Consider the following 23,173-nt stretch of genomic DNA (forward strand, 5'->3'; position numbering starts at 1 on the left):
CGATGGCCTCTCTGTCTTTCGAAGCATGTGCTGAGAACAAGGGTGACATATCACAAGAATCAGTTGACTTGAGAGGAATCTTCGGGTAAATTCATAGTACGATTTTATGAAACCGTTTCATGAAAATGTATCAGTAAGCGTTTTCTTTACAGGGGGTATGCCTGCGTTCGGCATGGAACGAGCGGGAGGAGCAGGATGTCTGACGTGAAGATCACCATTCGCGATGTAGCGAAACACGCCGGAGTGTCCGCGGCCACGGTTTCGCGCGTGCTGAACAAACCCGATATGGTAGACCCGGAGACGAAGGCGCGTGTCCGGCAAGCCATGGAGACTCTGAATTTCCAACCGAATGCGATTGCGAGGGGACTCAGCTCGCAGCGGATGGACACGATTGGCGTCGTGGTGCCCGGAATCAACGACCTTTTCTTCGATGAGCTGTACAGGGGAATTGAACGGGAGACGCGCCATAACAACATGAAAGTCCTGCTGTTTGACACGCAGCATGACCGCCATCGGGCGCAAGAAGGATTCGTCTTTTTGAAACAGCACCAAGTAGGCGGCATCATCTTTACGAGCAGGCTGGTGGACGAGAACTATGATCCCGTCATTTCCCGCCTTGGTATTCCGATTGTGTTAGCGCTTACGGAGGCGACTGGAAAGACGCCGTTACCTGCATACAAGGTCGACGATGTAAAGGCTGTGTTTGACGCTGTGTCCTATCTGGTTTCCCGTGGACACCGGCGCATCGGCATGATTAGTGGAGAACTCCTCGGTGACCGTACCAGTGAGTTGCGGCTACAGGGATTCAAGGCGGGACTTTCACATTACGGAATTCCCTACCGCGAAGGCATTGTGGAAGCCGGGGATTATCGCTTTGAAGGTGGTTATACAGCAATGCGCAAGTTGCTGGAGCGCCAAGAAGAAAATCGCTTGACCGCGATTTTCGCCGCCAGTGACGAAATGGCTATCGGAGCCATGCGTTGCTTGTATGATAATGGTCTGCGCGTGCCGGACGATATTTCGGTCGTGGGTTTTGACGACCTCAGTGTCGCAAGGATGGTCATGCCGTCCCTGACCACGGTCGCTCAGCCGTTCGTCACCATTGGTGAACAGGTTGTACGTTGCCTGCTACAGATGATTCACTCACGCGGGGAGTACAGCCCGACGGGCACGTACTATTTGCCTCACACCTTGGTCGAACGCGAATCTGTCCGTGCCATGGATGCAGACAACTAGTTTCTCAAGTGTCATTGAGGAGGGGGCAAAGGTATGAGAGGAATCAAGAAAACTGCGGCCATCGCCGGTTCGGTCCTGATGGTCAGCGGACTGGTCGCGGGGTGCGGATCCGGGAACAGCACCGGGAATCAAACATCGTCACAGAACACAACGAGTACGAAAACATCGAGTAGTGGCGTGGTCGATTTTTCGCATGCAAGCGGTACCATCGTCTGGGCCGCACCGCCTATTACAACAGGGACCGACCTTCGGACAGCACTCATCAAACAATTCGAAAAGGAATACCCAAATATTCACGTGCAGTTGCAAAGTCAAAACAGTAACACCGATACGAACAAAGCCAGCTTGACCACGACCATCGGCGGTGGATCAGCCACCCCAGACGTGTACTTGGGAGACGTCGTATGGCCGGCTCAGTTTGCAAATTCACAACTGGCGATGCCACTGAACAACGTTCTGCCGAAGGATTTCTGGAGTCGCTTCTCCAACGGTCTGGTGAGCGGCGCGACCTACAAAGGACAAATCTACGCAGCCCCATTCTTTGTGGACTCGAGCTTCCTGTTCTACAGAAAGGATTTGCTGAAAAAGGCGGGTCTGCCCGTACCAACCAGTTGGGAGCAAGTGCAACAAGAGGCGTCTCAACTTCAAAAATCCGGACTCGTCAAATACGGATTTGTTTGGCAGGGGGCTTCCTACGAAGGATTAACCTGTGACTTTACGGAATTCCTGGCCGATGCGGGCGGACAAGTGTTGGATTCGAGCGGGAAGCCGCAGTTGGACTCGGCCCAGGCGAACAAGGCCCTCGCCTTTTTGCGGGGGCTGATTACGAGCGGCGTATCGCCGGCTGCGGAGGACACCTTCCAGGAGCCACAGGCTGAAGATGTGTTTGTGCAGGGAAATGCAGCGTTCATGCGCAACTGGTCGTACTCCTGGAACGACTCGCAGAGCGCGACGAACTCCAAAGTCGTGGGCAAGGTCGGTGTGACAGTATTGCCGAAGTTTGGCGGCGGTGCAGGGTACAGCACCATCGGCGGATGGGATCTCTACGTCAACCCACATACGAAGAATTTGCCGGCTGCATTGGCCTTCATCAATTGGATGACAGGGACAGAAGCCCAGAGCATCATGGCGAAGCAGTTCTCGGAAATCCCGGCCAACGCGTCTGTCGCGGCAGATCCGTCGATTCAGTCGACCAGTCCGGTGTTTAAAGCGGCGAGCCAGACACACTACGTGTCCCGCCCAAGTCAGAGCCCGAACTACGCGCAAATTTCCCAAGCCATCTACACGAATGTAAACGCTGCACTCGCTGGAAGTGACAGCATCAGTGATGCGCTGAAGAAAGCGCAGCAACGGATTGAGAGCGTCCAGTCGTCAGCGGGTGGAGGTCTCTAATCCAAATCGTTCAGGCATCCGTACAAGGGCGGATTTGAGACAAGGCGGAGGCTGCATGCAGCTGCACCCTCCGCCGTTTCACTGGAGGTGATACGCGTGCAGACGGTTCCTGCACAGTCGGCATCCATCGCACGACGCCAGTCTCTGGAAAAAACCGATAGGAACGCGGGGTACCGGATGTTGTTGCCCGCTGCCATCGTGATTGCAGCCGTCACGCTGTTCCCAATTGTCTATTCCATATTCATGAGTTTGAACAATATCAGTCTAACGACGAATGGGTTCACCGAGCAATTTGTCGGGCTCGCCAACTACGGCATCTTGGTGAAGAGTGGGGAGTTCTGGCACAGTGTCTGGTTCACAGTGTACTACGCAGTCGTCACCGTCCTTGTTGAATTAGTGCTCGGCATGCTCATTGCCCTTGCCATCAACAATGTGGAACGCTTAAAAAACGTTTCTTTGGTCATCATGCTCATCCCGTGGTCCCTCATTACAGTCGTCTCTGCCCAAATGTGGGATTACATCTACAACGGCGTGTACGGTGTACTCAACTATCTCTTGCAGGCGTTGCACGTGATTGGTGCGCCGGTGACGTGGCTCGGTTCCCCGACCAGTGCCGTCATCGCCATGATGGTCGCGGACATCTGGAAGACCACGCCGTTTGTCGTCATCATTCTGCTGAGCGGTCTGCAGATGATTTCGCAGGAGTATTACGAAGCCGCTTACATCGACGGTGCAAATCGTTGGCAGACGTTCTGGAATGTCACCTTCCCGCTGCTGCGCGGAAGTATTGCCTTGGCCGGTTTGTTCCGCATCCTTCAGGCGTTCGGTGTGTTTGACCTGCCATTCGTCCTCACCAGCGGTGGGCCTGGAACAGCTACCGAATCCCTTGCCATGCTCGGCGAGCAGGTACTCTTTGGGCGCCTTCACTTCGGGACAGGGTCCGCCATTGCGGTGAGCACGGTCATCCTCGTTCTCGCAGTCTGCTTGGTGTTCCTCTCCGCGTTTAAGTCGATGGTGAAGGGGGAAACGGCGTGATCCAGACCAAGACACAGCGCGTCATCGGTTATGTCGTTCTCATCCTGTTCCTTGTTGCCATCATTCTGCCGTTTTACTGGATGGTGGTTACGTCGTTCAAACCGAATACGGACATTACCGCGTATCCGCCTTCGCTCGTTCCGAAGCACTGGACATTGATTCACTACGCCACGGCGTTCGGACACTTCAGCTTTGGCATGTACATTCGCAACAGCGTCATTGTTGCGGTCTCTACGACGTTCTTCGTGCTGCTGTTTGCCAGCATGGCGGGGTTTGCCATCGCCCGCTTGCCGATACGTGCCAAGACGCCGATGCTCATTGCCTTGCTCATCATTTCGGTGTTCCCACCGATTGCAGTCATCACTCCGCTGTACATGTTGTTGCGGACCATTGGCTGGCTGAACTCCTATCAGGCGTTGATTGTGCCGTATACGGCGTTCAACTTGCCGTTTGCGATTTGGATTTTGCGCAACTATTTCTTGCAAGTTCCTGGCGCGCTGTTTGAAGCCGCCAAAATAGACGGAGCCACCGTGTTTCAGACGTTTTACCGGATCTTCGTCCCGCTCACGAAGCCGGGGCTGTTTGCGGCTGCCGTCTTCACGTTTGTGGCAGCCTGGACCGAATTTTTCATGGCGCTCGTGTTCAACTCGGCCAATCAGATGCGGACCATCCCGGTTGGAATCGCGTTGTTCAGTGGGCAGTTCAACGTCCCATACGGGGAAATATTCGCCGGGTCCGTGATTTCCATTGTTCCCATCGTTATTTTGGTTGTCATCTTCCGCAAGTGGATTGTTTCGGGGCTCACGTCTGGCGCCGTAAAGGGATAAGTGGAGATGGAACATGGCACTGACAAAACATCTAGATATTTGACAAGCAGTGGGGGGACAACTCTGTGAAGCGTGCATGGTGGAAAGAAGCCGTGGTGTACCAGATTTACCCGCGCAGTTTTATGGACAGCAATGGAGACGGCATCGGTGACTTGAAGGGAATCACGTCAAAGTTGGATTACCTGAAACAGCTCGGCGTGGACGTGGTCTGGCTGAGCCCGGTGTACAAGTCTCCGAACGACGACAACGGCTATGATATCAGTGACTACCGCACCATCATGGACGAGTTTGGGACCATGGAAGACTTCGATGAAATGCTCGAAGCCATGCATGCGCGCGGAATCAAACTCGTCATGGATCTCGTCGCCAATCACACGTCCGATGAACATCCGTGGTTTATCGAATCGCGAAAGTCCAAAGACAATCCATACCGCGACTACTACATTTGGCGCCCTGGCAAAGATGGCGCGGAACCGAACAACTGGCTCTCCTATTTCGGTGGTTCCGCCTGGCAGTACGATGAGACGACCGGCGAGTATTACCTTCACTTGTTCAGCAAGCGGCAACCGGACTTGAATTGGGAAAACCCCAAGGTACGGGACGAAATTTACGACATGATGACGTTCTGGCTGGACAAGGGGATTGACGGATTCCGGATGGACGTCATTAATGCGATTTCGAAAGTGGAAGGTCTGCCCGATGCGCCGAATCCGAACGGCGAGAAATACGTCTGGGGCGGACAGTACTTCCTCAACGGGCCGAAAGTGCACGACTACCTTCAGGAGATGCATGAACGCGTCCTGTCAAAATACGACATCATGACCGTCGGCGAAACGGGAGGTGTCACGACACAGGATGCGCTCCTGTACGCCGGGGAAGAGCGACGCGAGCTGAACATGGTGTTTCAGTTCGAGCACACCGAGAAGCTCGATTCCGGTCCTGGCGGCAAGTGGGATATTCGACCTTGGAAGCTCACTGATCTCAAAGCCATTATGAGCCGTTGGCAGTACGACTTGCATGGGAAGGCCTGGAACAGCCTGTACCTAAACAACCATGACCAACCGCGGTCCGTATCCCGGTGGGGCGACGACAAGCGCTACAGGGTAGAATCGGCCAAGATGTTGGCAACGTTCCTGCACATGCAGCAAGGTACACCGTTCATCTACCAAGGCGAAGAAATTGGAATGACGAACGTTCAGTTTGATTCCATTGAGGACTACCGCGACGTGGAGATCCACAATCTTTGGCAAGATAGGGTCGTTCGGGGTGGGCAAGACCCGGACGTCGTCATGCGCGCCATTCACGCCAAGGGTCGCGATAATGCCCGTACGCCCATGCAGTGGGATGACAGCGAGAACGCGGGCTTCACCACTGGGACGCCGTGGATCAAGGTCAATCCGAACTACAAGGAAATCAATGTGAAGAACGCGTTGGCGGATCCTCAGTCGATATTCTACTACTACCAATCGCTCATCCGACTGCGCCATGAACATCCTGTGGTCGTTTACGGAAGGTATGATCTCATCCTGGAAGATCATCCTGAAATTTACGCGTTTACACGGACCCTGGGCGATGAGTGTTGGCTGGTCATCAACAACTTCTTTTCAGGCACACCGGTGTTTGAATTGCCGGACCACCTTCCGTCCGAGGCACCACAATTGATGATTTCGAACTATGAAGTCCCAGAGAACGACGACATTCGGCGCATCCAGCTTCGTCCGTACGAAAGCCGCGTCTATCGCCTGTCATAACGGCCACTCCACGCGCAAGCGAGTGCTGGAACAGAACTGAGGATGGCACGGCTTTTTGCTTTACTTTTGTCATACCTGTGTGTATAATGACATTGTTCAGGAGCCATTCGTAGCTATAGCCAAACTTATGAGCCGTCTTTTCTGCGCCTCATAGTGAGGTCAGGGAAGGCGGTTTGTTATATTTCCCGCACGATGCACGAGCAAATGAACAAGTGATGTGCTGAAACATGCACGAGGAGGACAATTACATGCAAGAAGGTATCGTCAAGTGGTTTAATGCAGACAAGGGATTCGGTTTCATTTCTCGGGAAAATGGCGACGACGTGTTTGTACATTACAGCGCTATCCTCGGAAACGGCTACAGAGCCCTGGAAGAGGGACAACGCGTGACGTTTGAAGTAGTGCAAGGTCCGAAAGGCCCCCAAGCGGCAAACGTAACCATCTGATTGACCCGTCATCCAAGCTTACGTAAAACAGTGGAACAGATTCAAGTCGAGTGATCCCTGGCCGTATGGAAGTGAACACGGTTTGGGCAGCGGAAGCTAACCACTCTACCGCCACGTGAGACCCAGTGCTCATGTGGCGGTATTTTTTTGTGGGACACGCGCAATTTTGGGCACAGACGTGTGCGTTTGCCCTTTGTCAGTGATGAGTTAGTGGCATTGTATAGGCGTGAGTGGGAACGGGGGAGAACCGGATGACTACGCACGGAGTGTCCATCATCACTTGTAGCAAGCGATCCGACTGCATCGACAACTTATTGCAAAACTACGTTCGTCAGCGCGTTACACCCATAGAGCTGATTATCGTGGTCAACAAGGACGGGGCTGCCAAGCGGAAGTATGAGGAAAGAGCCAAATCGTACAAGAACGTTGTCGTGTACCAGCTACCAGAGGCGGTTTCTCTCGGAACGTGCTTAAATTTTGCAGTGGGCAAAGCGCGGTACCCATTGATTGCGAAGTTTGACGACGATGATTACTATGGCCCAAAGTACCTCCATCGCTGTATCCGCACGTTGCGGAAAACTGGGGCGGACGTGGTGGGGAAGCGCGCACACTTCTTGTACTTGCAAGGGCTTCGGACGCTTTTGCTCCGGTTTCCAAAGGCGGAAAACAAATTTGTGCGCAGCGTGGCCGGAGCCACTTTGGTCGTCAGAAAAAGGGTCTTCAGCAAGGTTGCTTTTCCGGACAGGACCGTCGGTGAAGATGTGCACTTTTGTCGAGCGTGTGTTGCGAAAGGGTTCAAGATATACTCCGGGGATCGGTATGACTTTGTCGGCATTCGCAGGAAGCACTTGAAAACGCACACTTGGAAAGCGACGTATCGCCACTTGTTGTCGCTCAACAATGCCATCGTCATCCCCAACGTGCACAGTGTCCGAAAGTACGTCCATCATTCCTTCCAAAACCATTCGGTCGGCCGAATGAAACGTAGTATCGACGGGGAGAGGTGATACTGGGACCGATGAAGACGGAACGCCGCGCGTTTTTGCTCCACTTCTGACTTGGATAGGGTGAGTTCCCGCACCCGCTTCGATTGCAACGCGACTGGGGGGATGAGGGGACCTCGCTGACTTGGATAATGAGGATAGTGAATGAGGTAACTCAACACCGTTGGCTGGATTTTCGTGCTACGAATGGCGGCCAACGCGAATCTGCGCGTTGCCCTGTGATCTGGGTGCGTGTCACTACGATGCGGCAACACGACCGTACCTGGCTTCACGTTCGTCACGACCGATGTCAGGGTTTTTAGTACACCCCGATACGAGTACGCGGCTCCACGCTCAAACGCGAATGCGTAGTTTGCGCGTACCTTCTTTGTGAAGGGCGACTGAATGGTGCGATGGGTCTTCTTGCTCGCCTCGAGCACATGCAGTTTCCCGTCTGGGAATCCAAGGAAAAACAGGTGGCTCGGGGGTACGCCCAAACAGCGCATCGCCTGCGAAGCTTCATTGAACCGCAGTTTCCCAAGCTGAACAAATGACGCCTTGCTTTCTGGCAGGTGGAGGGATTCCCGCACCGCGTCCGCAAATCCATCCCCAACCGTCATGAACACCACATACACATCGTGCCCTGCGCGAAGTGCTTGTTGGATGAGTCCTGCCGCTGCCAGCACCTCATCGTCGGGGTGCGGCGCCACGACCAATAAGGGAGAAGTCAGCCGAGATCCATGTATGGTTGAAAACATTGTGCACCCACCCCACACGTTCTACAGCGTCGCCCTCCTCGTGCCGCCATGCTCTGTACACGGTATTCGGCGAGCCACACCGCTGTCTAGTGAATTTGCCCACCCGAGTACTTGCCCACATCAGGGGGCCTTGTCCCAGCATACGGTGTATAGATGAGGTCGGTGAGACGGAGAGGGTGGGTTCATGGCCCAGCGCGACGACCGAACAAGACGGTTCCGGGGTATCACCGTGGTCACGTGTACAAAGCGACCGGGGAATATCGATACCATTTTGCGCAACTTCAAGCGGCAAACGGTAGATCCAAAGGAACTCATCGTTGTTCTCAACAACGACGCATTGGATATCCGAATGTACCAGCAGCGGGCTGAGGCGTACGAGAACGTATCTGTTTTCCAATTGTCGGAGGACACATCTCTGGGCCTGTGCTTGAACTTTGCCATTACGAAGGCACGCTATCCCTATATTGCGAAATTGGATGACGATGACTACTACGCTCGCGACTACCTTCACGAAAGTGTGATGGCACTGCGTGAAAACAAGGCGGATGTGGTCGGAAAGCATGCGCACTATCTGTACCTGACAGGCAAAAAACTGCTCGTGATTCGCTTTCCAAAAGGGGAGCACCGCTTTGTGAAGTCGGTTTCTGGTGCAACACTGGTGGCTCGGAAAGCCGTGTTCAACAAGGTGCGGTTTCGGGATCTGTGGGTTGGAGAAGACGACCGGTTTTGCGAGGATTGTAGACGCAAAGGATTTCGCATTTACTCCACCAGTCGATACAACTTCGTGGGGATTCGGCAAAAGGACACGGATACCCACACTTGGAAGATTACGGCCCGCCGACTGCTGTCACTGCCCAGCGTGGAAATCGTTGCCCGGACCAAGAACTACAGGCGCCTGGTGCGGTGGCCCGAACCGGATCAAGCGGAACAAGTGGATGCATCGCCGGGAAACGAGGCGCCGAGCGGCCAAGGCGAGGTGGATGTACGGCCAGGGAACGAGTTGCTCAGCGGCCAAGACGAGAGAGAAGTCACCGACAAGTACGAGTGAATCCAGCTTGGCCGTTTTTTTTTTTGATAGGCCTGTTTTTGTTATCATGGAAGAAGTTTCGGTCACTTCACCTCGAGGGGAGTTGCAGCAAGTCGTGAACGAGTCATTGAGAAAGTACGCCGAATTAGCCATTAAGGTCGGTGTCAACCTGCAGCCAGGTCAGCATCTCGTCATTGGTTACGGACAACGGCAGGTGCTCCCGGAGCACGTCGAGTTTGTTCGATTGTTGATTGAAGCCGGTTACGATTCCGGCGCAAAGTTCGTGCAAGTGGACTGGGGCGACGAGTGGTGGATGCGCGAAACGGTGAAGCGCGGATCGCTCGAAACCCTGGAAGCTCGCGCGCGCTGGCAGGCTCAATGGGTGGAGCAGCTGGCGAAAGAGGGCGCTGCGTACATCGCACTTCCTGCCACCAATCCGGATTTGTACGCTGGACTGGATCCGGTTCGCGTCGCGAAGGCCACTCGCTCCATCCAAGCCTCGCTGCGCGAGTTCAACAAGAGGCGGACGAACGACGAGTACAGCTGGTCGTTGTTGTCGGCGCCAACGCAGGCTTGGGCAGACAAAGTCTATCCCGAGTTGCCAGAGAGTGAACGCGTGCCCGCGCTGTGGCGGGACATTCTGAAATGCGCCCGCGCAGCCGGTGACGACCCGATTGCAGATTGGCGTGAACATTTGAAGAACCTGAAACGGCGGAGTGACTGGTTGAACAGCCTTGGCATCCGCAAACTCCACTATCGCTCGCCGGGTACCGATTTGACGATTGAAATGCCCAATGGCTACTTCTGGACAAGCGCGTCGAAAGACACACCGCAGGGTGTCCCGTTTGTCCCCAACATTCCAACCGAAGAAGTGTTTGCTACACCTCTGAAGACCGGGGTGAACGGCACGGTGACCAGCACGCTTCCACTCAATCACAATGGTGCACTGATTGAGGAATTGACGCTGCGCTTCGAAAACGGACGGATTGTCGAATACTCTGCCAAATCGGGACGGGAAGCCTTGAAGAACATCATCGAGGCGGACGAAGGCAGCCATTACCTGGGCGAAGTGGCGCTGGTTCCGGTAAATTCGCCGATTGCGAAGATGGGGCGCTTGTTCTACAACACGCTATTTGACGAAAACGCGTCTTGCCACCTAGCCATTGGTGAAGCGTATCCGCTGATTGAAGGAGGCCGCGAATTGCCCCGCAGTGAATGGGACAAGCACGGCCTGAACGAGAGCATGATGCACGTGGACTTCATGATTGGTTCTCCGGAATTGGATATTGACGCAACTACGCAGTCCGGCGAAGTCGTGCCGATTTTCCGCGCGGGCAACTGGGCAATGGACATCCAGTGATCACCATGCTCTACGGTGGATGGGGCCTGTCCCACAAGTGACGACTGGTGGGCAGGTCCCTTTTTGTGTACCTGGTTCTTATGGGGGGGCATTGGCATCAGCGTCATGAGGCATCGATAGATAGGCATGGGGAATTTGGATGGGAAGGTCCTGAGTCAACAAAAAGGGATGCACCTGAGAAGGCACATCCCTTTGCACTGCGTTTGAGGTTCTTGATTTATCAATAATATCCTGGATATCCATAGCCCCCACCAAACGCGAGCGCACCAAGCGTCAGTCCCGTCAGCGCGCCGAATCCGAAGAACGCTGTCGGGGCAAAAACCTGCTCCAACTCCAAGTGGCTCTGGTTCGCGATGGCGTGCTGAGTTTCCAAGCGGGACGGATCACTTGTTTCGTAGCCCACCCGCCTAGCATGGGGGAGCAAGTAAATCCCGTGGTGTTGAACGGATTGCAAATACCCTGGATATGTGCGACCGCTCACGTGATGCGCAATGACTGACCGCCCAACCATCCGACTCGCGACGGGGTACAGTGGATGACACATAGCAATACCCTCCCTTCCTTTTCTACACCGTATGCCCTTTTGTGCAGCCCTGTACAGGCGTTCATACCAGCATACCGATGTGATGGGGGATTGTACCGATGTGACGCCACTATCGCGCCTTCTTGCCGCCGTGAAAGACCAGTCGAACATGTTCTAATCCGTGCTTTTGGAACTCCTGGTCATACTGTTCCTTGCGCCTCCACAACCGCATTTCCATTTCCTTCGACATTTCCTTGGTTGGGCCCGCGGTCACCATGACGTCCCGGTACGCCAGGTGATGCGAGAGCACGTCCCAGAATACGTCTTCATCGTATTCGTCCAGGATGGGAAGTAATGCCTCTTCCATTGCTTGGCTTGGGTGATATGCACCGCAATCTTCGCAGTACTCAACCCAGTCCTCAGCGTCGAACTCACGGGCGAACGAGAAGATGTAGTCCACGACTTCTTGCAAATCTTTTCGCCTATCTTCATACGGTGTCGGGCCATTTGCGACCCATTCACCAAGAAAAAGTAGAGCCAGGAGGCGGCGATATTGTTCATTGGTTAGTTCAATTTTCATCATCTCACCCCACAACCATGCTGAAGCTTCTTCATTGTACAAGAATGTACCATCTCGCCAAAGTTGACACACCCATCGCACAAAAAAGGCCACCACCAGCCGGAGAAGCTGTGGGGCCTTACATCGCGTGTCATAGAAAGTTGGGCGGTGAACGCTACGCTCTGGCGAGCTCTGGTGTATGCAGGAATTGCTCGATTCTATCGGCTGCTTTGCGCAGAATCTCTGGCGGGTGTACAAGCGCCAACCGCACGTATCCTTCACCGTGGCGACCGAACGCATGTCCGGGCGTGACGGCCACACCCGCGTAGTTCAAGACGTCAAAGGCAAACTTGTGGGAGGTCCAACCCTCCGGAATCTTCGCCCAAACAAACATGGTGGCAGGTGGTTTGGACACAGTCCAGCCTGCCTTCGTCAACCCTTCGCAGAGCGCGTCCCGCCGCACTGTGTACTCTGTCACCAGCGTGTCGAGCGAGGTGTAGTCAGATGTCAGTGCAGCGATAGCCGCCTTTTGAATCGGTAGAAACACACCGAAGTCCACATGGGACTTGAAGACCGATAGTGTGTGGATGACGTCCGGGTTGCCGACGACGTATCCAACGCGGCATCCTGCCATATTGAATGTCTTTGACAAGGAATTGAATTCTACGCCCACCTCTTTTGCCCCGGGTAACGAGAGAAAACTGCATGGGCGGATGCCGTCGAAGACGAGCTCCGAATAGGCAAAGTCGTGGACCACGAGAATGTTGTACCGCTTTGCAAACGCGATGACATCTGCGAAGAACGACGCCGGGGCGAGCGCCGCAACAGGGTTCCCTGGATAATTGATAATCATCATTTTTGCTCGACGGGCGACTTCCTCAGGAATGGCTGTCAAGTCGGGCAAAAAGTCATTTTCTGCGAGCAATGGCATTGGAAACAGTTCTGCGCCAGAGAGCCGGATGCTCGATTCATAGACGGTGTACCCGGGATCTGGAGACAGGACAATGTCGCCTGGGTTCAGAACAGCCATGCCCAAATGCACGAGACCGTCCTGAGAGCCCATGAGCTGTAAGACTTCACACTTCGGGTCCAGCTTCACGTTATAACGATGCTGATAAAAGTGCGCGACAGCATCATGGAATTCGGGAATTCCAGTGACCGTATATCCGTACATGGTTGGATCGGATACGCCTTCGCGAAGCACGTCCATGACAACAGGGGGTGGAGGTAAATCTGGGCTGCCAATGCTCAGATCAATGACATCTACGCCTCGTGCCATGGCAGCTCGCTTCTCCAAAACAAGTTCAGTAAAGATGGATGTTGTCACCTTGTCCAGTTTGTCTGACCGAACCATGGACATTGCACCCATTCCCCCCTTCGAACGATTTTCTCCTATGGTATCACGGGAAGCGTTGTCTGTTCGATATGTTTCTGAACGTTTCACGACATTCGATATTATTCGACTTCAGTTTACCATTCGTCGATTTGCAAAATGACGACGAACAAACAACACGCGAATCGGACAGGCCACACTTTACTTATTTAGTTTCGCTACATAAAATAGTGGTGTGAGGTGTTGAAAGGTGAGCCATCGGGACAGTCTTGAGCTGTTTTCTCAGTCATTGCAGGCAGTTCACCGATATCTGAGGCGGAACGGAGACACGGGGCGCGACGGAATCACGCGTGTGCAGTGGCTCATCCTCTGGGACTTGTGGCGGCACGAGAAGCGCACGATTGGAGAGTTGGCGGAAAAGCTGGACGTGCGCCCGAGCACGATGTCGCAAATGATAGACCGCTTGGAGTTGGCTGGCCTAGTCTATCGGTGTCAGGACGTCCACGATGCGCGCACGCGAATTGTTCGGTTGACGGACTCGGGGAAAGAGCGAATTCAACGCCTGAAGGACATGCGGACACAGTTGTTGGCCGAACCATTTCAACAACTGGACGAAGACGAACAGGCGACTCTGGTCGAATTGATGGCGAAGCTCGCCAGCTTTCTACCGAAACGGGGGGACTGACATGAGCGAGGTAACCGTCCGGGTGAGCCATGTATCGAAGCGGTTTGGCGACGTGCACGCCGTGCGGGATGTGAGTTTTGAAGTGTCTGCGGGTGAATGTTTCGGCCTGTTGGGACCCAACGGTGCGGGCAAGTCCACCACCTTGAAGATGCTGACCACCTTGCTGCGGTCGGACGAGGGCGAGATTGAGATTGCCGGACGCGCTCTTGCAAAGGAGCCGACGCGGATCCGCGAGTGCATCGGTTATGTGCCACAGATGCTGTCGGTCGATGGAAACCTCACCGGGTACGAGAATTTGCTGATTTTCGCCAAGCTGTATGGGCTTCGGCGCCGGGAGCGCGAGGAGCGGATTATCGAGATTTTAGAGATGACTGGGTTGGAGGAAGCGGCCGACAGGCTTGTGAAGACATATTCCGGCGGCATGATCCGCAAGCTCGAAATCGGGCAAGCCATCCTTCATCACCCAAAAGTATTGTTCCTTGACGAACCGACGGTGGGGCTAGACCCGGTGGCGCGCAAAGGCGTATGGGAACATATCGAGCGACTGCAGCACGAGCAAAACATGACCATTCTCCTGACGACACATTACATGGAAGAGGCGGAGTCACTGTGCACGCGCATTGCCATCATGAGCCGCGGACAGATTGCAGCGCTGGGTACCGCCGCTGAATTGCGCGAGCAAATGGGCAACCCGGATGCCACGATGGATGACGTGTTCACGCATTACGCAGGTAAGTTCGACAACCAAGAGGGGGGGATGAAGAGTGTCTTCCGGAGTCGCCGAACCGCAAAACGCCTGGGCTAAGGGCCGCTCCCGGGTGTGGTTGTACTTCAGCCACGTGTTCACCATCCTGGAGATGGAAGTGTGGAAGTTGCGCAAAGATCCTTCTGAGTTGATCATGCGGGGGATTCAGCCCGCGTTGTGGCTGCTGGTGTTTGGGCAGGCGTTCAGCCGGTTTCGTGTTCTGCCTAGTGGAAACGTCAGCTACAAGGCGTTTTTGACCCCCGGTATCTTGGCGCAATCCGTTACGTTCATTTCCATCTTTTATGGGATCTCTATCATCTGGGAGCGGGATATGGGCCTCCTGCAAAAAGTCGCAACCACGCCCATTCGCAAGTCGGCACTTGCTCTGGGGAAAATGTTATCCGCTTCGGTCCGCTCGCTAGGGCAGGCCATCATCATCATCCTGTTGGCGCTGATTCTCGGCATCCATATGAATTTCGGCGTTGGCGCTGTCGCCGGCGTGTTGCTGATGGTGATTCTCGGAGGGGCGTTTTTCTCCGGATTGTCCATGGTCATTGCAGCGATTGTACGGACGCGGGAGCGGATGATGGGCATTGGGCAGCTGATTACCATGCCCTTGTTTTTCTCGTCGAACGCGCTGTACCCAATGTCGGTGATGCCCGTGTGGCTGAAAGTGATTGCGACCATCAATCCCATGAGTTACCTTGTCGACGGTCTCCGCGGATTGCTGATTGCCACGCCAGATGCCCACTTTGGCCTCGATGTCCTTGTGCTGGTGGCCGCGGGCCTTGTCGTGCTTGGATTGAATACGGTGCTGTACCCGCGTATTCTTTCCGGTTGAGCAACCTTTGGGGAGCGTTGGTCGTGATTTTGCAAATCACTGGCGTGTGAAACGGTTCAGTATACGTGGTTACAGATGGAGGTCGAGATTTGTGGCACAAACGTTGCAACTGGATCCGAAAACGACCGCACTCGTTGTGATTGACATGCAGAAAGGCATTGTGCAGCTTCCGTGTCAACCGCATAGTACGGAACAAGTTCTCCAGCAGACGGTCAAATTGGCCGACGCGTTTCGGGCAGCCGGTGCATTTGTCGTACTCGTGAACGTCGGCTCGCGCGACGGCAAGGACATGCTTCACCCCATCACCGATGCACCCCCGGTGGTTTCCGGTGAGCGACCCAAGGACTACGCACAGATTGTCCCTGCACTCGGCCCCAAGGAAACAGACCATCTCGTGACAAAGCACCAGTGGGGCGCGTTTTATGGGACCGACCTAGATTTGCAGTTGCGCAGGCGGGGCATCCAGACCATCGTCCTGTGCGGCATTGCCACCAACATTGGGGTCGAAACCACGGCCCGCGAGGCGTTCCAGCACAACTACCAGCAGGTATTTGCGGAAGACGCCATGACCGCGCTGTCCGCAGTGGAACACGAGCACACTGTGAAGTACATCTTCCCACGGATGGGGCGCGTGCGGCGGACGGACGAGATCATTGCGGCGCTGAAGTAGGATAGCATGAGGAACGGCCTACCGTATGGATTACGGTAGGCCGTTTGATTTCATCATTGGGGGTTGCGGCCTAGGATGCTTCCACCGGCAGGACGCAACAGATGGTCTGCACGTGCTCGGAAGCTGCCAGGGCGTCCAACACCTGTTGCAGCGAGGCCGAGGAGACGTGGTGCGTGACAATGACAATCTCCGCCCGCCCACTTTCGATGGGCTTTTGCAACACGGTTTCCATGCTCACGCAGGCTTCCCCGAAGATCCCCGCAATTTCTGCGAATACGCCGGGCCGGTCTACGGCGAACAATCGAACGTAATGCCGTTGCGGGGGCGCCTGGTTTTGTTCTACTGGCTTCTGGGAGAGGCAGACGTGAGGTACTGGACAGCGCACGCCTGACTTTACGTTCCGCAAAATTTCGATAATATCGCCGACGACCGCACTGGCTGTCGGCAACGATCCCGCGCCTCGACCGTAGAACATCAAGTCTCCGGCCGCATCTCCGCGTACGTACAGCGCGTTGTTCGCGTCCGACACATGAGCAAGTGGGTGTTCCTTCGGAATCAGCGTTGGATGCACGCGGAGGACCAATTTACCATCCCTGTCCATGCCTTGTGCAATCAGCTTAATCACCGCGCCGAGCTCACGTGCGTATTCAACGTCTGTGGCACTCACGCTGCGAATGCCACGCACGATGACATCACTCAGGCGCACGTTTGTGTTGAATGCGAGAGATGCTAGAATCACAAGCTTGCGCGCGGCGTCCAAGCCGTCGACGTCGCTCGAAGGATCCGCCTCGGCATATCCGAGCGCCTGCGCCTCACGCAAGACGTCGTCGAAGTCGGCGCCTGTCTCCGTCATTTTCGACAGAATGTAGTTGGACGTGCCATTGACAATTCCCTTGACGTCCGTGATGTCGTTGCCGGCTAAGCATTCCTTGAGCGGCCGGATGAGCGGAATGGCGCCTCCGACCGCCGCCTCGTACATCACGTGGACGCCCGCTTCTTCGGCCGCTGCGTAAATGTCTGGGCCGTGGAGGGCCATCAAATCTTTGTTGGCTGTTACGACGTGCTTCCCAGCGCGCAGCGCTGCCAGGATATATTCACGCGCAGGCTCAATCCCACCGATGGTTTCCACAATCACGGATACGTCCGGATCTGCCAGGACATCCTGGGCGGACGCGGTCAGCCAGGATGGGTCCAGCGGGACGTCTCGCGGTTTCGTCACGTCGCGAACAAGAATCCGTTTAATGACCGGCCGAATGCCCGTCAAATCGGCAATTTTCCCTTGCCTGCGGTGCAGCAGTTCCACCACGCCAGATCCGACTGTTCCACAGCCGAGCAACCCGATGTAGATGTTCATCGTCATCCTCTCCTCGTCTCCCTGTCTCTTTGACCGTTTTGCAAACCGCTGTTCTACGCACTTTGCCCAACCACGACGACGTTTTCGACGCCACCCACGCGGCGCAAGTCGTCCAGGGCACTGTCCAGGTCCCCAGACATCTGCCTCGTCTCTACCGAGACAATCACCGTAGCGGCACCTTGCAAAGGCAGCGATTGATTGATGGTCAGGATGTTCACGTGCCGACCCGCCAACGTGTTGAGCACTTCGGACAACACGCCTGGGGTGTGCCGCAAGGTCAGGGCCAGTGTCACAATGTGTCCTTGAACCGCGCTGTAAAACGGCCGAACGACGTCTTTGTACTTGTAGTAGGAGCTTCTGGAAATCCCGACTTGCTGCACCGCTTCTGAAACACTCCAGTCCGGGTGCCGCTGCAGCAATTCCGTCACTTCTACCGTTTTCCGAATCACTTCCGGCAAGTGGGAACGCCGAATGAGGTAGTAGGGATCTTCCGGCATGGAATCACCTCTCGGTGTCTACACAGCAGAAACATTTGTTTTTGTATTGCGTACATTTTACGTGTGTACGCTTCGGTTGGCAAGAGGCAATTTGCCTCACATCGTACAATGTCGTAAAACGGGAGAACAGAGGTACCGCACGACCGAGAGGATACGCGCGGCCAAAACGTTTGGGCAGTGCGTGGCAGGAGGTGAATACATTGAACACGAAGACGGTGAAAACTGCACTCAACCGGCAGTCCGGGGGGTATCTCCACACATTCACACACACTCTCCAGCCGTACACAGGGTGTGCGTTCGGCAAGACCATCGGCACGGGGCAAGGGTGTCCTTATTGCTACGTTCGCAGGCTGCCCGTGGCACTGTTCAAGGCACAGCCGTGGGGGGAATGGGTGGAAGCCAAAGAGAACGTAGCGTTGGTCCTGCGGCGCGAGCTGCAAAGGCATGCACAGCAGGGGACGCTCGGTACGTTGCGGATCTTCATGAGTTCCGCCACAGACCCATACCAAGGGGCCGAGTCCAGGTTCAAGTTGACCCGAGCCTGCTTGGAAGCGTTCGTAGACTATCCCCCGGGGCTGCTTGTGGTTCAAACCAGATCTCCACTCGTCCTCCGTGACGTGGACCTCCTGCAACACCTCGGCCGCCACGTGTGGGTGAGCCTCACGATTGAGACCAATGACGAGGAAGTACGCAGGCGGTTCACGCCGACGTCACCGACAGTGGCCAGTCGCTTGCGTGCGCTGCAGACCCTTTACGATGCGGGGATACAGGTCCAGGCCGCCATCAGTCCGATGCTGCCAAACGTGCCTGAACCGTTTGCGGAGGCGTTGAACAGCCGCTGCACGAGGGCGGTGGTAGACACCTTGTTTGAGGGGGATGGAGCACACGGCAAACGCTCCGAGGCCCTTGGGATGCGCTCGCTGTTCGAACGACTTGGCTACGGAGCATGGTATCACCCAGCAGCACATGTGCCGCTGTTGCGCGCGCTGCGTGAACGCCTTGGTGAAGACAGGGTCGTGTTCAGCCAGGACGGATTTAATGATATAGGGGGGTGTAGAGATGACTGTGTATGACTTCCATGCCACGACCATTGACGGGCGGGTACAGTCATTGGAGGCGTACCGGGGCAAGGTACTGCTCATCGTCAATACCGCCAGTCGGTGCGGATTTACTCCGCAGTACCAGGGGTTGCAGGCGTTGTATGAGAAGTACCGGGACCAGGGCTTTGTCGTGCTCGGCTTTCCTTGCAATCAGTTCGGCCATCAGGAGCCGGGCGACAATGAGGAGATTCAGACGTTTTGCAGCTTGAATTACAATGTGTCGTTCCCAATGTTTGCAAAGGTGGACGTGAAAGGTGACACAGCGCATCCGCTGTTTCAGTTCCTGACACAGGCGTGTCCAGGCGTCCTCTCGCGGACGATAAAATGGAATTTTACGAAGTTCCTCGTGGATGGCGATGGACAACCCGTTCGCCGGTTCGCGCCGACCACCCCTCCAGAAAAGCTAGAACCTGCGGTAGAACAGCTTCTATCCCGATGAACCTCTCCCATGCAGCGTATACGCGACAAGGGTACGATGACGCGCAGTCACCGTACCCTTGCGCGAGCCTACAGCCTATCAGCGACGCCGAAGGCTCTATTCCAACAAGACAAGCAAATCTCCGGGTTGGACGCTGTCGCCCGGCTTGCAGAAAACTTCCTTGACCACACCGTTCTTCGGTGCTTGCACCTGTATCTCCATTTTCATAGACTCCGTGACCAGTAACACGCTGCCCTTCTCAACTCGGTCTCCTTCACGGAACAGCACGGAGACCACGGTACCTGGCATCACAGCGCCGACTTCTCCAGGCTGTCCACTGACTTTCCGGCGTTCGCTGACATCCGCAGGAACCGTTCTGTCGACAACCTCCACTTCGCGGGGTTGGCCATTCAGCTCGAAGAACACGGTGCGTCGGCCATCCGGTTGCAAATCGCCAATGGACAACAGCTTCACGATGAGCGTTTTGCCTGGCTCAATCGTGACACAGGTCTCTTCTCCAGGCCGCATACCGTAGAAGAAGGTCAGCGTGTCCAGAGGCGTCAAGTTGCCAAAGCGCTCGCGATGCAACAAGAGTTCCTCGGTGACCTTCGGATACAGGACGTAGGAGAGCACCTGTTCATCGGTCGGTTCATGGCCTACGCGGTCAGCCAGCGCTTTCTTCTCGGCTGCAAAATCCACAGGAGGCAGCAGCTCTCCAGGTCTAGAGGACAGCGGCGTGCGACCTTTCAGCACTGCCTTTTGGAGCTGTTCCGGGAATCCGCCGTAGGGTTTCCCCATGTAGCCCATGAAGTAATCGACGACGGAGGCTGGGAAATCCAGCTCCTCTGCGCGTTCCATCAGAGTTTTCGCGGTCAGCCCATTCTGTACCAGGAAGATGGCGAAGTCGCCGACCATTTTCGACGACGGCGTGACTTTGACAATGTCGCCGAGCAGTTGATTGACCTCGATGTACGCGCGCTTAACGTCTTCAAATTTGTCGCCGAGGCCAAGCGCAATGGCTTGTTCACGCAGATTGGTGTACTGTCCGCCCGGCATCTCGTGCCGGTATACTTCGGCCGACGACGTCTTCATACCACTCTCAAACTTTCCGTAGTAGGCGCGCACCGTCTCCCAGTAGTCGGCCAGGACTTGAAGTTGTTCGAGGTCGTCCGGCACTTCTCTACCAGATCCGTGCAGTGCCGCCACAAACGCGTTCCAGCTTGGCTGCGACGTCTGTCCGGCCAGGGAACTGATGGCCACATCGACGATGTCCACACCGGCTTCCGCAGCGGCCAGCAGGGTGGCAATCCCGTTGCCGCTCGTGTCGTGTGTATGCAGGTGAATCGGAATGCCCACGTGGTCCCGCAGCGCTTTGATCAGCTGCTTGGCAGCGTACGGCTTTAACAACCCGGCCATGTCTTTGATGGCGAGGATGTTGGCCCCGCACTTCTCCAACTCTTCGGCCAGTTTCACGTAGTAGGACAGAGTGTACTTCGTACGGGTCGGATCCAGGATATCCCCTGTGTAACAGATGGCTGCTTCTGCAATCTTTCCGCTTGCGCGGACTTCTTCGATGGCGACGCGCATGTTGGGAACCCAGTTTAGACTGTCGAAGATGCGAAAGACGTCAATCCCGTTCTCCGCAGCTTTTCGAGTAAACGCTTGCACCACGTTGTCGGGATAGTTTTTGTAACCAACGGCGTTGGCGCCGCGCAGCAACATCTGAAACAGCACGTTGGGAATCGCTTGGCGGAGCATTGCGAGCCGCTCCCACGGATCTTCCTTTAGAAAGCGCATACTGGCGTCAAACGTGGCACCGCCCCACACTTCCATGGAGAACAGGTTGTGTCCGATGTGCGAGGTGGCCTCGGCAATGGCAGCCAGGTCACGTGTGCGCACTCGCGTGGCGAGGAGCGATTGGTGTGCGTCTCGAAAGGTGGTATCGGTCAGCCAAACGCGGCGCTGCTGTCGAATATGTTGCAGCAGTCCATCGACGCCCTGTTCGTGCAGGAGGTCGCGCGTACCGCGAGGCCGTTGCTCTTCGTAGCGGAAGTGCGGGATGTTTGGCTTCGGTACTTGCGGTTTCGGTTCGGGGCCAAGTCCTTCCGGTCCGTTGACGGTGACGTCGGCGATGTAGGTCAATAGCTTTGTCCCGCGGTCTTTGCGCTGTGGGAACAGGAACAATTCCGGGTGCGAGTCAATGTAGTGGACGTCGCAACGCCCCTCCAGAAATTTCGGATGGTTGACGACGTTGACCAGGAAGGGGATGTTCGTTTTGACGCCGCGAATTCGGAACTCCTGCAGGGCCCGGTGCATCTTTTGGGCCGCTTGGTGGAAGGTCAGTCCATGTGCGCTGATTTTGACCAGCAGGGAATCGTAGTACGGGAGCACGCGAGCTCCGTTGTATCCGTTGCCCGTGTCTAGGCGGATGCCGAAGCCAGCTGCGGATCGGTACGTGGCAATACGACCCGTGTCGGGCAGAAACCCGTTTTGGGGATCTTCTGTAGTGACGCGACACTGAATGGCGTATCCTCGCGTGCGCACGTCTTCCTGCGACTTGATGCCAATCTCCGGAGCGCTGAGCGCGTACCCTTCGGCCACTCGGATCTGCGCCTGTACCAGATCAATCCCCGTGATGAGCTCGGTGATGGTATGCTCTACCTGAATGCGAGGATTCACTTCGATGAAGTAATAGTCACCATCTTCTGTCAACAGGAACTCCACGGTCCCGGCGTTTTGGTATCCCACGTGTTGCATCAGACGGACGGCTGTGTTGCAGATGGATTCGCGCAGGTCCGATGCAATCAGGCTCGGGGCGATTTCCACTACCTTCTGGTGCCGCCGCTGAATCGAGCAGTCCCGTTCGTAGAGGTGCACGAGGTTGCCGAAGGCGTCGCCGAGGATTTGGACTTCGATGTGCTTCGGATGATCAATGTACTTTTCTACGTATACGCCGGCGGATCCAAACGCGGCCTGTGCCTCGCTGCTGGCGCGCTCGAACGCTTCCACCAACTCTTCACGGGTTTGTACCACGCGCATGCCGCGGCCACCACCGCCGCTGATGGCTTTGACAATGACAGGGAAGCCGACCGATTCCGCGAAAGCCATGGCTCCGTCGACGTCGACAGCCCCCTCGGTTCCAGGTACCACCGGCACTCCGGCTGCCATAGCGGCTTTGCGGGCTGCTGCCTTGTCGCCGAACATGCGCAGGTGTTCGGGGCGTGGGCCGATGAAGGTAATCCCTGACCGCTCGCAGGCGAGTGCCAATTCTTCGCTCTCTGACAAGAATCCATAACCCGGATGGATGGCATCGCAGTTCGTGCGGAGGGCGACGTCGATGATGCTGTCCACGTCCAAGTAGGCGCCGACTGGGCTCTTTCCTTGCCCAATCAAATACGCCTCGTCCGCCTTGTAACGATGCAAGGACAACTTGTCTTCTTCCGAATACACTGCAACGGTTTGAATGCCCAGCTCTGTGCACGCACGGCAGATGCGGATGGCAATCTCCCCGCGGTTCGCGACTAAGACCCTCTGAAACGGCTTACTCCCCATAATTTTCATCTCACCTCTCCCACCTCATTGTACAATCCGCGATTCGCACTTAAAAGTGGGAGTTTTATGAAGAATGGTAGA

Annotated in this window: 22 protein-coding genes; 15 read left to right on the top strand and 7 right to left on the bottom strand. The window is 55.5% G+C overall.

Going from position 1 to position 23,173, the window contains the following annotated elements:
• The first annotated feature begins 195 nt into the window (after positions 1 to 195).
• From YWK_RS0106675 to YWK_RS18665, 7 genes are all read left to right on the top strand, one after another.
• Positions 196 to 1,236 carry a LacI family DNA-binding transcriptional regulator gene (locus YWK_RS0106675; protein WP_245578533.1) on the top strand — a complete coding sequence of 347 codons (1,041 nt, stop codon included), beginning with the start codon at positions 196 to 198 and terminating at the stop codon, positions 1,234 to 1,236.
• A 33-nt stretch (positions 1,237 to 1,269) separates the two neighbouring features.
• Positions 1,270 to 2,628 carry an ABC transporter substrate-binding protein gene (locus YWK_RS0106680; RefSeq protein ID WP_026964189.1) on the top strand — a complete coding sequence of 453 codons (1,359 nt, stop codon included), beginning with the start codon at positions 1,270 to 1,272 and terminating at the stop codon, positions 2,626 to 2,628.
• Positions 2,629 to 2,724: 96 nt separating this feature from the next.
• A complete protein-coding gene (locus YWK_RS0106685; protein ID WP_245578534.1) occupies positions 2,725 to 3,663 on the top strand; it encodes a carbohydrate ABC transporter permease in 939 nt (312 codons plus the stop codon).
• Positions 3,660 to 4,490, top strand: a complete 831-nt coding sequence (locus tag YWK_RS0106690; RefSeq protein WP_026964191.1) for a carbohydrate ABC transporter permease — start codon at positions 3,660 to 3,662, stop codon at positions 4,488 to 4,490. The genes YWK_RS0106685 and YWK_RS0106690 overlap by 4 nt, the downstream gene beginning before the upstream one ends.
• A gap of 65 nt (positions 4,491 to 4,555) precedes the next feature.
• Positions 4,556 to 6,241, top strand: coding sequence for a glycoside hydrolase family 13 protein (locus YWK_RS0106695; protein ID WP_026964192.1), 1,686 nt, complete (start codon positions 4,556 to 4,558; stop codon positions 6,239 to 6,241).
• Between the two features lie 248 nt (positions 6,242 to 6,489).
• Positions 6,490 to 6,687 (top strand): cold-shock protein, encoded by a 198-nt coding sequence (locus YWK_RS0106700; protein ID WP_026964193.1) that lies wholly within the window; start codon positions 6,490 to 6,492, stop codon positions 6,685 to 6,687.
• 251 nt (positions 6,688 to 6,938) lie between these two features.
• Entirely contained in the window at positions 6,939 to 7,694 is a 756-nt protein-coding gene (locus YWK_RS18665; RefSeq protein ID WP_084453532.1) for a glycosyltransferase family 2 protein, read from the top strand.
• Here YWK_RS18665 and YWK_RS18670 read toward each other — a convergent pair.
• Positions 7,634 to 8,428 carry a PIG-L deacetylase family protein gene (locus YWK_RS18670; protein ID WP_051375272.1) on the bottom strand — a complete coding sequence of 265 codons (795 nt, stop codon included), beginning with the start codon at positions 8,426 to 8,428 and terminating at the stop codon, positions 7,634 to 7,636. The genes YWK_RS18665 and YWK_RS18670 overlap by 61 nt on opposite strands.
• 184 nt (positions 8,429 to 8,612) lie before the next feature.
• Between YWK_RS18670 and YWK_RS18675 the strand changes: the two genes are divergently transcribed.
• A complete protein-coding gene (locus YWK_RS18675) occupies positions 8,613 to 9,476 on the top strand; it encodes a glycosyltransferase (protein WP_051375274.1) in 864 nt (287 codons plus the stop codon).
• Between the two features lie 94 nt (positions 9,477 to 9,570).
• Positions 9,571 to 10,815 carry an aminopeptidase gene (locus YWK_RS0106720; protein ID WP_026964194.1) on the top strand — a complete coding sequence of 415 codons (1,245 nt, stop codon included), beginning with the start codon at positions 9,571 to 9,573 and terminating at the stop codon, positions 10,813 to 10,815.
• Positions 10,816 to 11,035: 220 nt separating this feature from the next.
• On the opposite strand, the gene YWK_RS18680 is transcribed toward YWK_RS0106720, so the two are convergent.
• The 3 genes from YWK_RS18680 to YWK_RS0106735 all read right to left on the bottom strand — a co-directional run bounded on the left by YWK_RS18680 (position 11,036) and on the right by YWK_RS0106735 (position 13,257).
• A complete protein-coding gene (locus YWK_RS18680) occupies positions 11,036 to 11,359 on the bottom strand; it encodes a hypothetical protein (protein ID WP_051375276.1) in 324 nt (107 codons plus the stop codon).
• A gap of 109 nt (positions 11,360 to 11,468) precedes the next feature.
• The gene (locus YWK_RS0106730; protein WP_156909059.1) at positions 11,469 to 11,918 is read right to left on the bottom strand and encodes a hypothetical protein; all 450 of its coding nucleotides are present in this window, start codon (positions 11,916 to 11,918) and stop codon (positions 11,469 to 11,471) included.
• 154 nt (positions 11,919 to 12,072) lie between these two features.
• Entirely contained in the window at positions 12,073 to 13,257 is a 1,185-nt protein-coding gene (locus YWK_RS0106735) for an LL-diaminopimelate aminotransferase (RefSeq protein WP_035466292.1), read from the bottom strand.
• Positions 13,258 to 13,480: 223 nt separating this feature from the next.
• On the opposite strand from YWK_RS0106735, the gene YWK_RS0106740 reads away from it, so the two are divergent.
• From YWK_RS0106740 to YWK_RS0106755, 4 genes are all read left to right on the top strand, one after another.
• On the top strand, positions 13,481 to 13,915 hold the full coding sequence (locus YWK_RS0106740; protein WP_051375278.1) for a MarR family winged helix-turn-helix transcriptional regulator: 435 nt from the start codon (positions 13,481 to 13,483) through the stop codon (positions 13,913 to 13,915).
• A 1-nt stretch (position 13,916) separates the two neighbouring features.
• On the top strand, positions 13,917 to 14,720 hold the full coding sequence (locus YWK_RS0106745) for an ATP-binding cassette domain-containing protein (RefSeq protein WP_026964198.1): 804 nt from the start codon (positions 13,917 to 13,919) through the stop codon (positions 14,718 to 14,720).
• The gene (locus YWK_RS0106750) at positions 14,680 to 15,501 is read left to right on the top strand and encodes an ABC transporter permease (protein WP_026964199.1); all 822 of its coding nucleotides are present in this window, start codon (positions 14,680 to 14,682) and stop codon (positions 15,499 to 15,501) included. Before YWK_RS0106745 ends, YWK_RS0106750 begins: the two co-directional genes overlap by 41 nt.
• Positions 15,502 to 15,592: 91 nt before the next feature.
• Positions 15,593 to 16,171: a hydrolase gene (locus YWK_RS0106755; protein WP_026964200.1), complete on the top strand. Its 579-nt coding sequence runs from the start codon at positions 15,593 to 15,595 to the stop codon at positions 16,169 to 16,171.
• 70 nt (positions 16,172 to 16,241) lie between these two features.
• Here the strand turns inward: YWK_RS0106755 and YWK_RS0106760 are convergent, their stop codons facing one another.
• Entirely contained in the window at positions 16,242 to 17,525 is a 1,284-nt protein-coding gene (locus YWK_RS0106760; protein WP_035466295.1) for a homoserine dehydrogenase, read from the bottom strand.
• 53 nt (positions 17,526 to 17,578) lie between these two features.
• Positions 17,579 to 18,022, bottom strand: coding sequence for an ACT domain-containing protein (locus YWK_RS0106765; RefSeq protein ID WP_026964202.1), 444 nt, complete (start codon positions 18,020 to 18,022; stop codon positions 17,579 to 17,581).
• A 200-nt stretch (positions 18,023 to 18,222) separates the two neighbouring features.
• On the opposite strand from YWK_RS0106765, the gene YWK_RS18685 reads away from it, so the two are divergent.
• Both YWK_RS18685 and YWK_RS0106775 read left to right on the top strand, forming a co-directional pair.
• Positions 18,223 to 19,095, top strand: coding sequence for an SPL family radical SAM protein (locus YWK_RS18685; protein WP_051375279.1), 873 nt, complete (start codon positions 18,223 to 18,225; stop codon positions 19,093 to 19,095).
• Complete coding sequence (locus YWK_RS0106775; protein ID WP_026964203.1) at positions 19,082 to 19,561, top strand: glutathione peroxidase; 480 nt, start codon at positions 19,082 to 19,084, stop codon at positions 19,559 to 19,561. Before YWK_RS18685 ends, YWK_RS0106775 begins: the two co-directional genes overlap by 14 nt.
• A 96-nt stretch (positions 19,562 to 19,657) precedes the next feature.
• On the opposite strand, the gene YWK_RS0106780 is transcribed toward YWK_RS0106775, so the two are convergent.
• Positions 19,658 to 23,092 (bottom strand): pyruvate carboxylase, encoded by a 3,435-nt coding sequence (locus tag YWK_RS0106780; protein WP_026964204.1) that lies wholly within the window; start codon positions 23,090 to 23,092, stop codon positions 19,658 to 19,660.
• Positions 23,093 to 23,173 lie beyond the last annotated feature (81 nt).

This window comes from Alicyclobacillus pomorum DSM 14955 (assembly GCF_000472905.1).
GTDB lineage: Bacteria > Bacillota > Bacilli > Alicyclobacillales > Alicyclobacillaceae > Alicyclobacillus_A > Alicyclobacillus_A pomorum.

Excerpts from the sequence above, each read along its gene's own strand:
- YWK_RS0106675 (WP_245578533.1), top strand. The coding sequence starts at position 196 with ATGTCTGACGTGAAGATCACCATTCGCGATGTAGCGAAACACGCCGGA.
- YWK_RS0106680 (WP_026964189.1), top strand. The coding sequence starts at position 1,270 with ATGAGAGGAATCAAGAAAACTGCGGCCATCGCCGGTTCGGTCCTGATG.
- YWK_RS0106700 (WP_026964193.1), top strand. The coding sequence starts at position 6,490 with ATGCAAGAAGGTATCGTCAAGTGGTTTAATGCAGACAAGGGATTCGGT.
- YWK_RS18665 (WP_084453532.1), top strand. The coding sequence starts at position 6,939 with ATGACTACGCACGGAGTGTCCATCATCACTTGTAGCAAGCGATCCGAC.
- YWK_RS18670 (WP_051375272.1), bottom strand. The coding sequence starts at position 8,428 with ATGTTTTCAACCATACATGGATCTCGGCTGACTTCTCCCTTATTGGTC.
- YWK_RS18675 (WP_051375274.1), top strand. The coding sequence starts at position 8,613 with ATGGCCCAGCGCGACGACCGAACAAGACGGTTCCGGGGTATCACCGTG.
- YWK_RS18680 (WP_051375276.1), bottom strand. The coding sequence starts at position 11,359 with ATGTGTCATCCACTGTACCCCGTCGCGAGTCGGATGGTTGGGCGGTCA.
- YWK_RS0106730 (WP_156909059.1), bottom strand. The coding sequence starts at position 11,918 with ATGAAAATTGAACTAACCAATGAACAATATCGCCGCCTCCTGGCTCTA.
- YWK_RS0106735 (WP_035466292.1), bottom strand. The coding sequence starts at position 13,257 with ATGTCCATGGTTCGGTCAGACAAACTGGACAAGGTGACAACATCCATC.
- YWK_RS0106745 (WP_026964198.1), top strand. The coding sequence starts at position 13,917 with ATGAGCGAGGTAACCGTCCGGGTGAGCCATGTATCGAAGCGGTTTGGC.
- YWK_RS0106760 (WP_035466295.1), bottom strand. The coding sequence starts at position 17,525 with ATGAACATCTACATCGGGTTGCTCGGCTGTGGAACAGTCGGATCTGGC.
- YWK_RS0106765 (WP_026964202.1), bottom strand. The coding sequence starts at position 18,022 with ATGCCGGAAGATCCCTACTACCTCATTCGGCGTTCCCACTTGCCGGAA.
- YWK_RS0106775 (WP_026964203.1), top strand. The coding sequence starts at position 19,082 with ATGACTGTGTATGACTTCCATGCCACGACCATTGACGGGCGGGTACAG.
- YWK_RS0106780 (WP_026964204.1), bottom strand. The coding sequence starts at position 23,092 with ATGGGGAGTAAGCCGTTTCAGAGGGTCTTAGTCGCGAACCGCGGGGAG.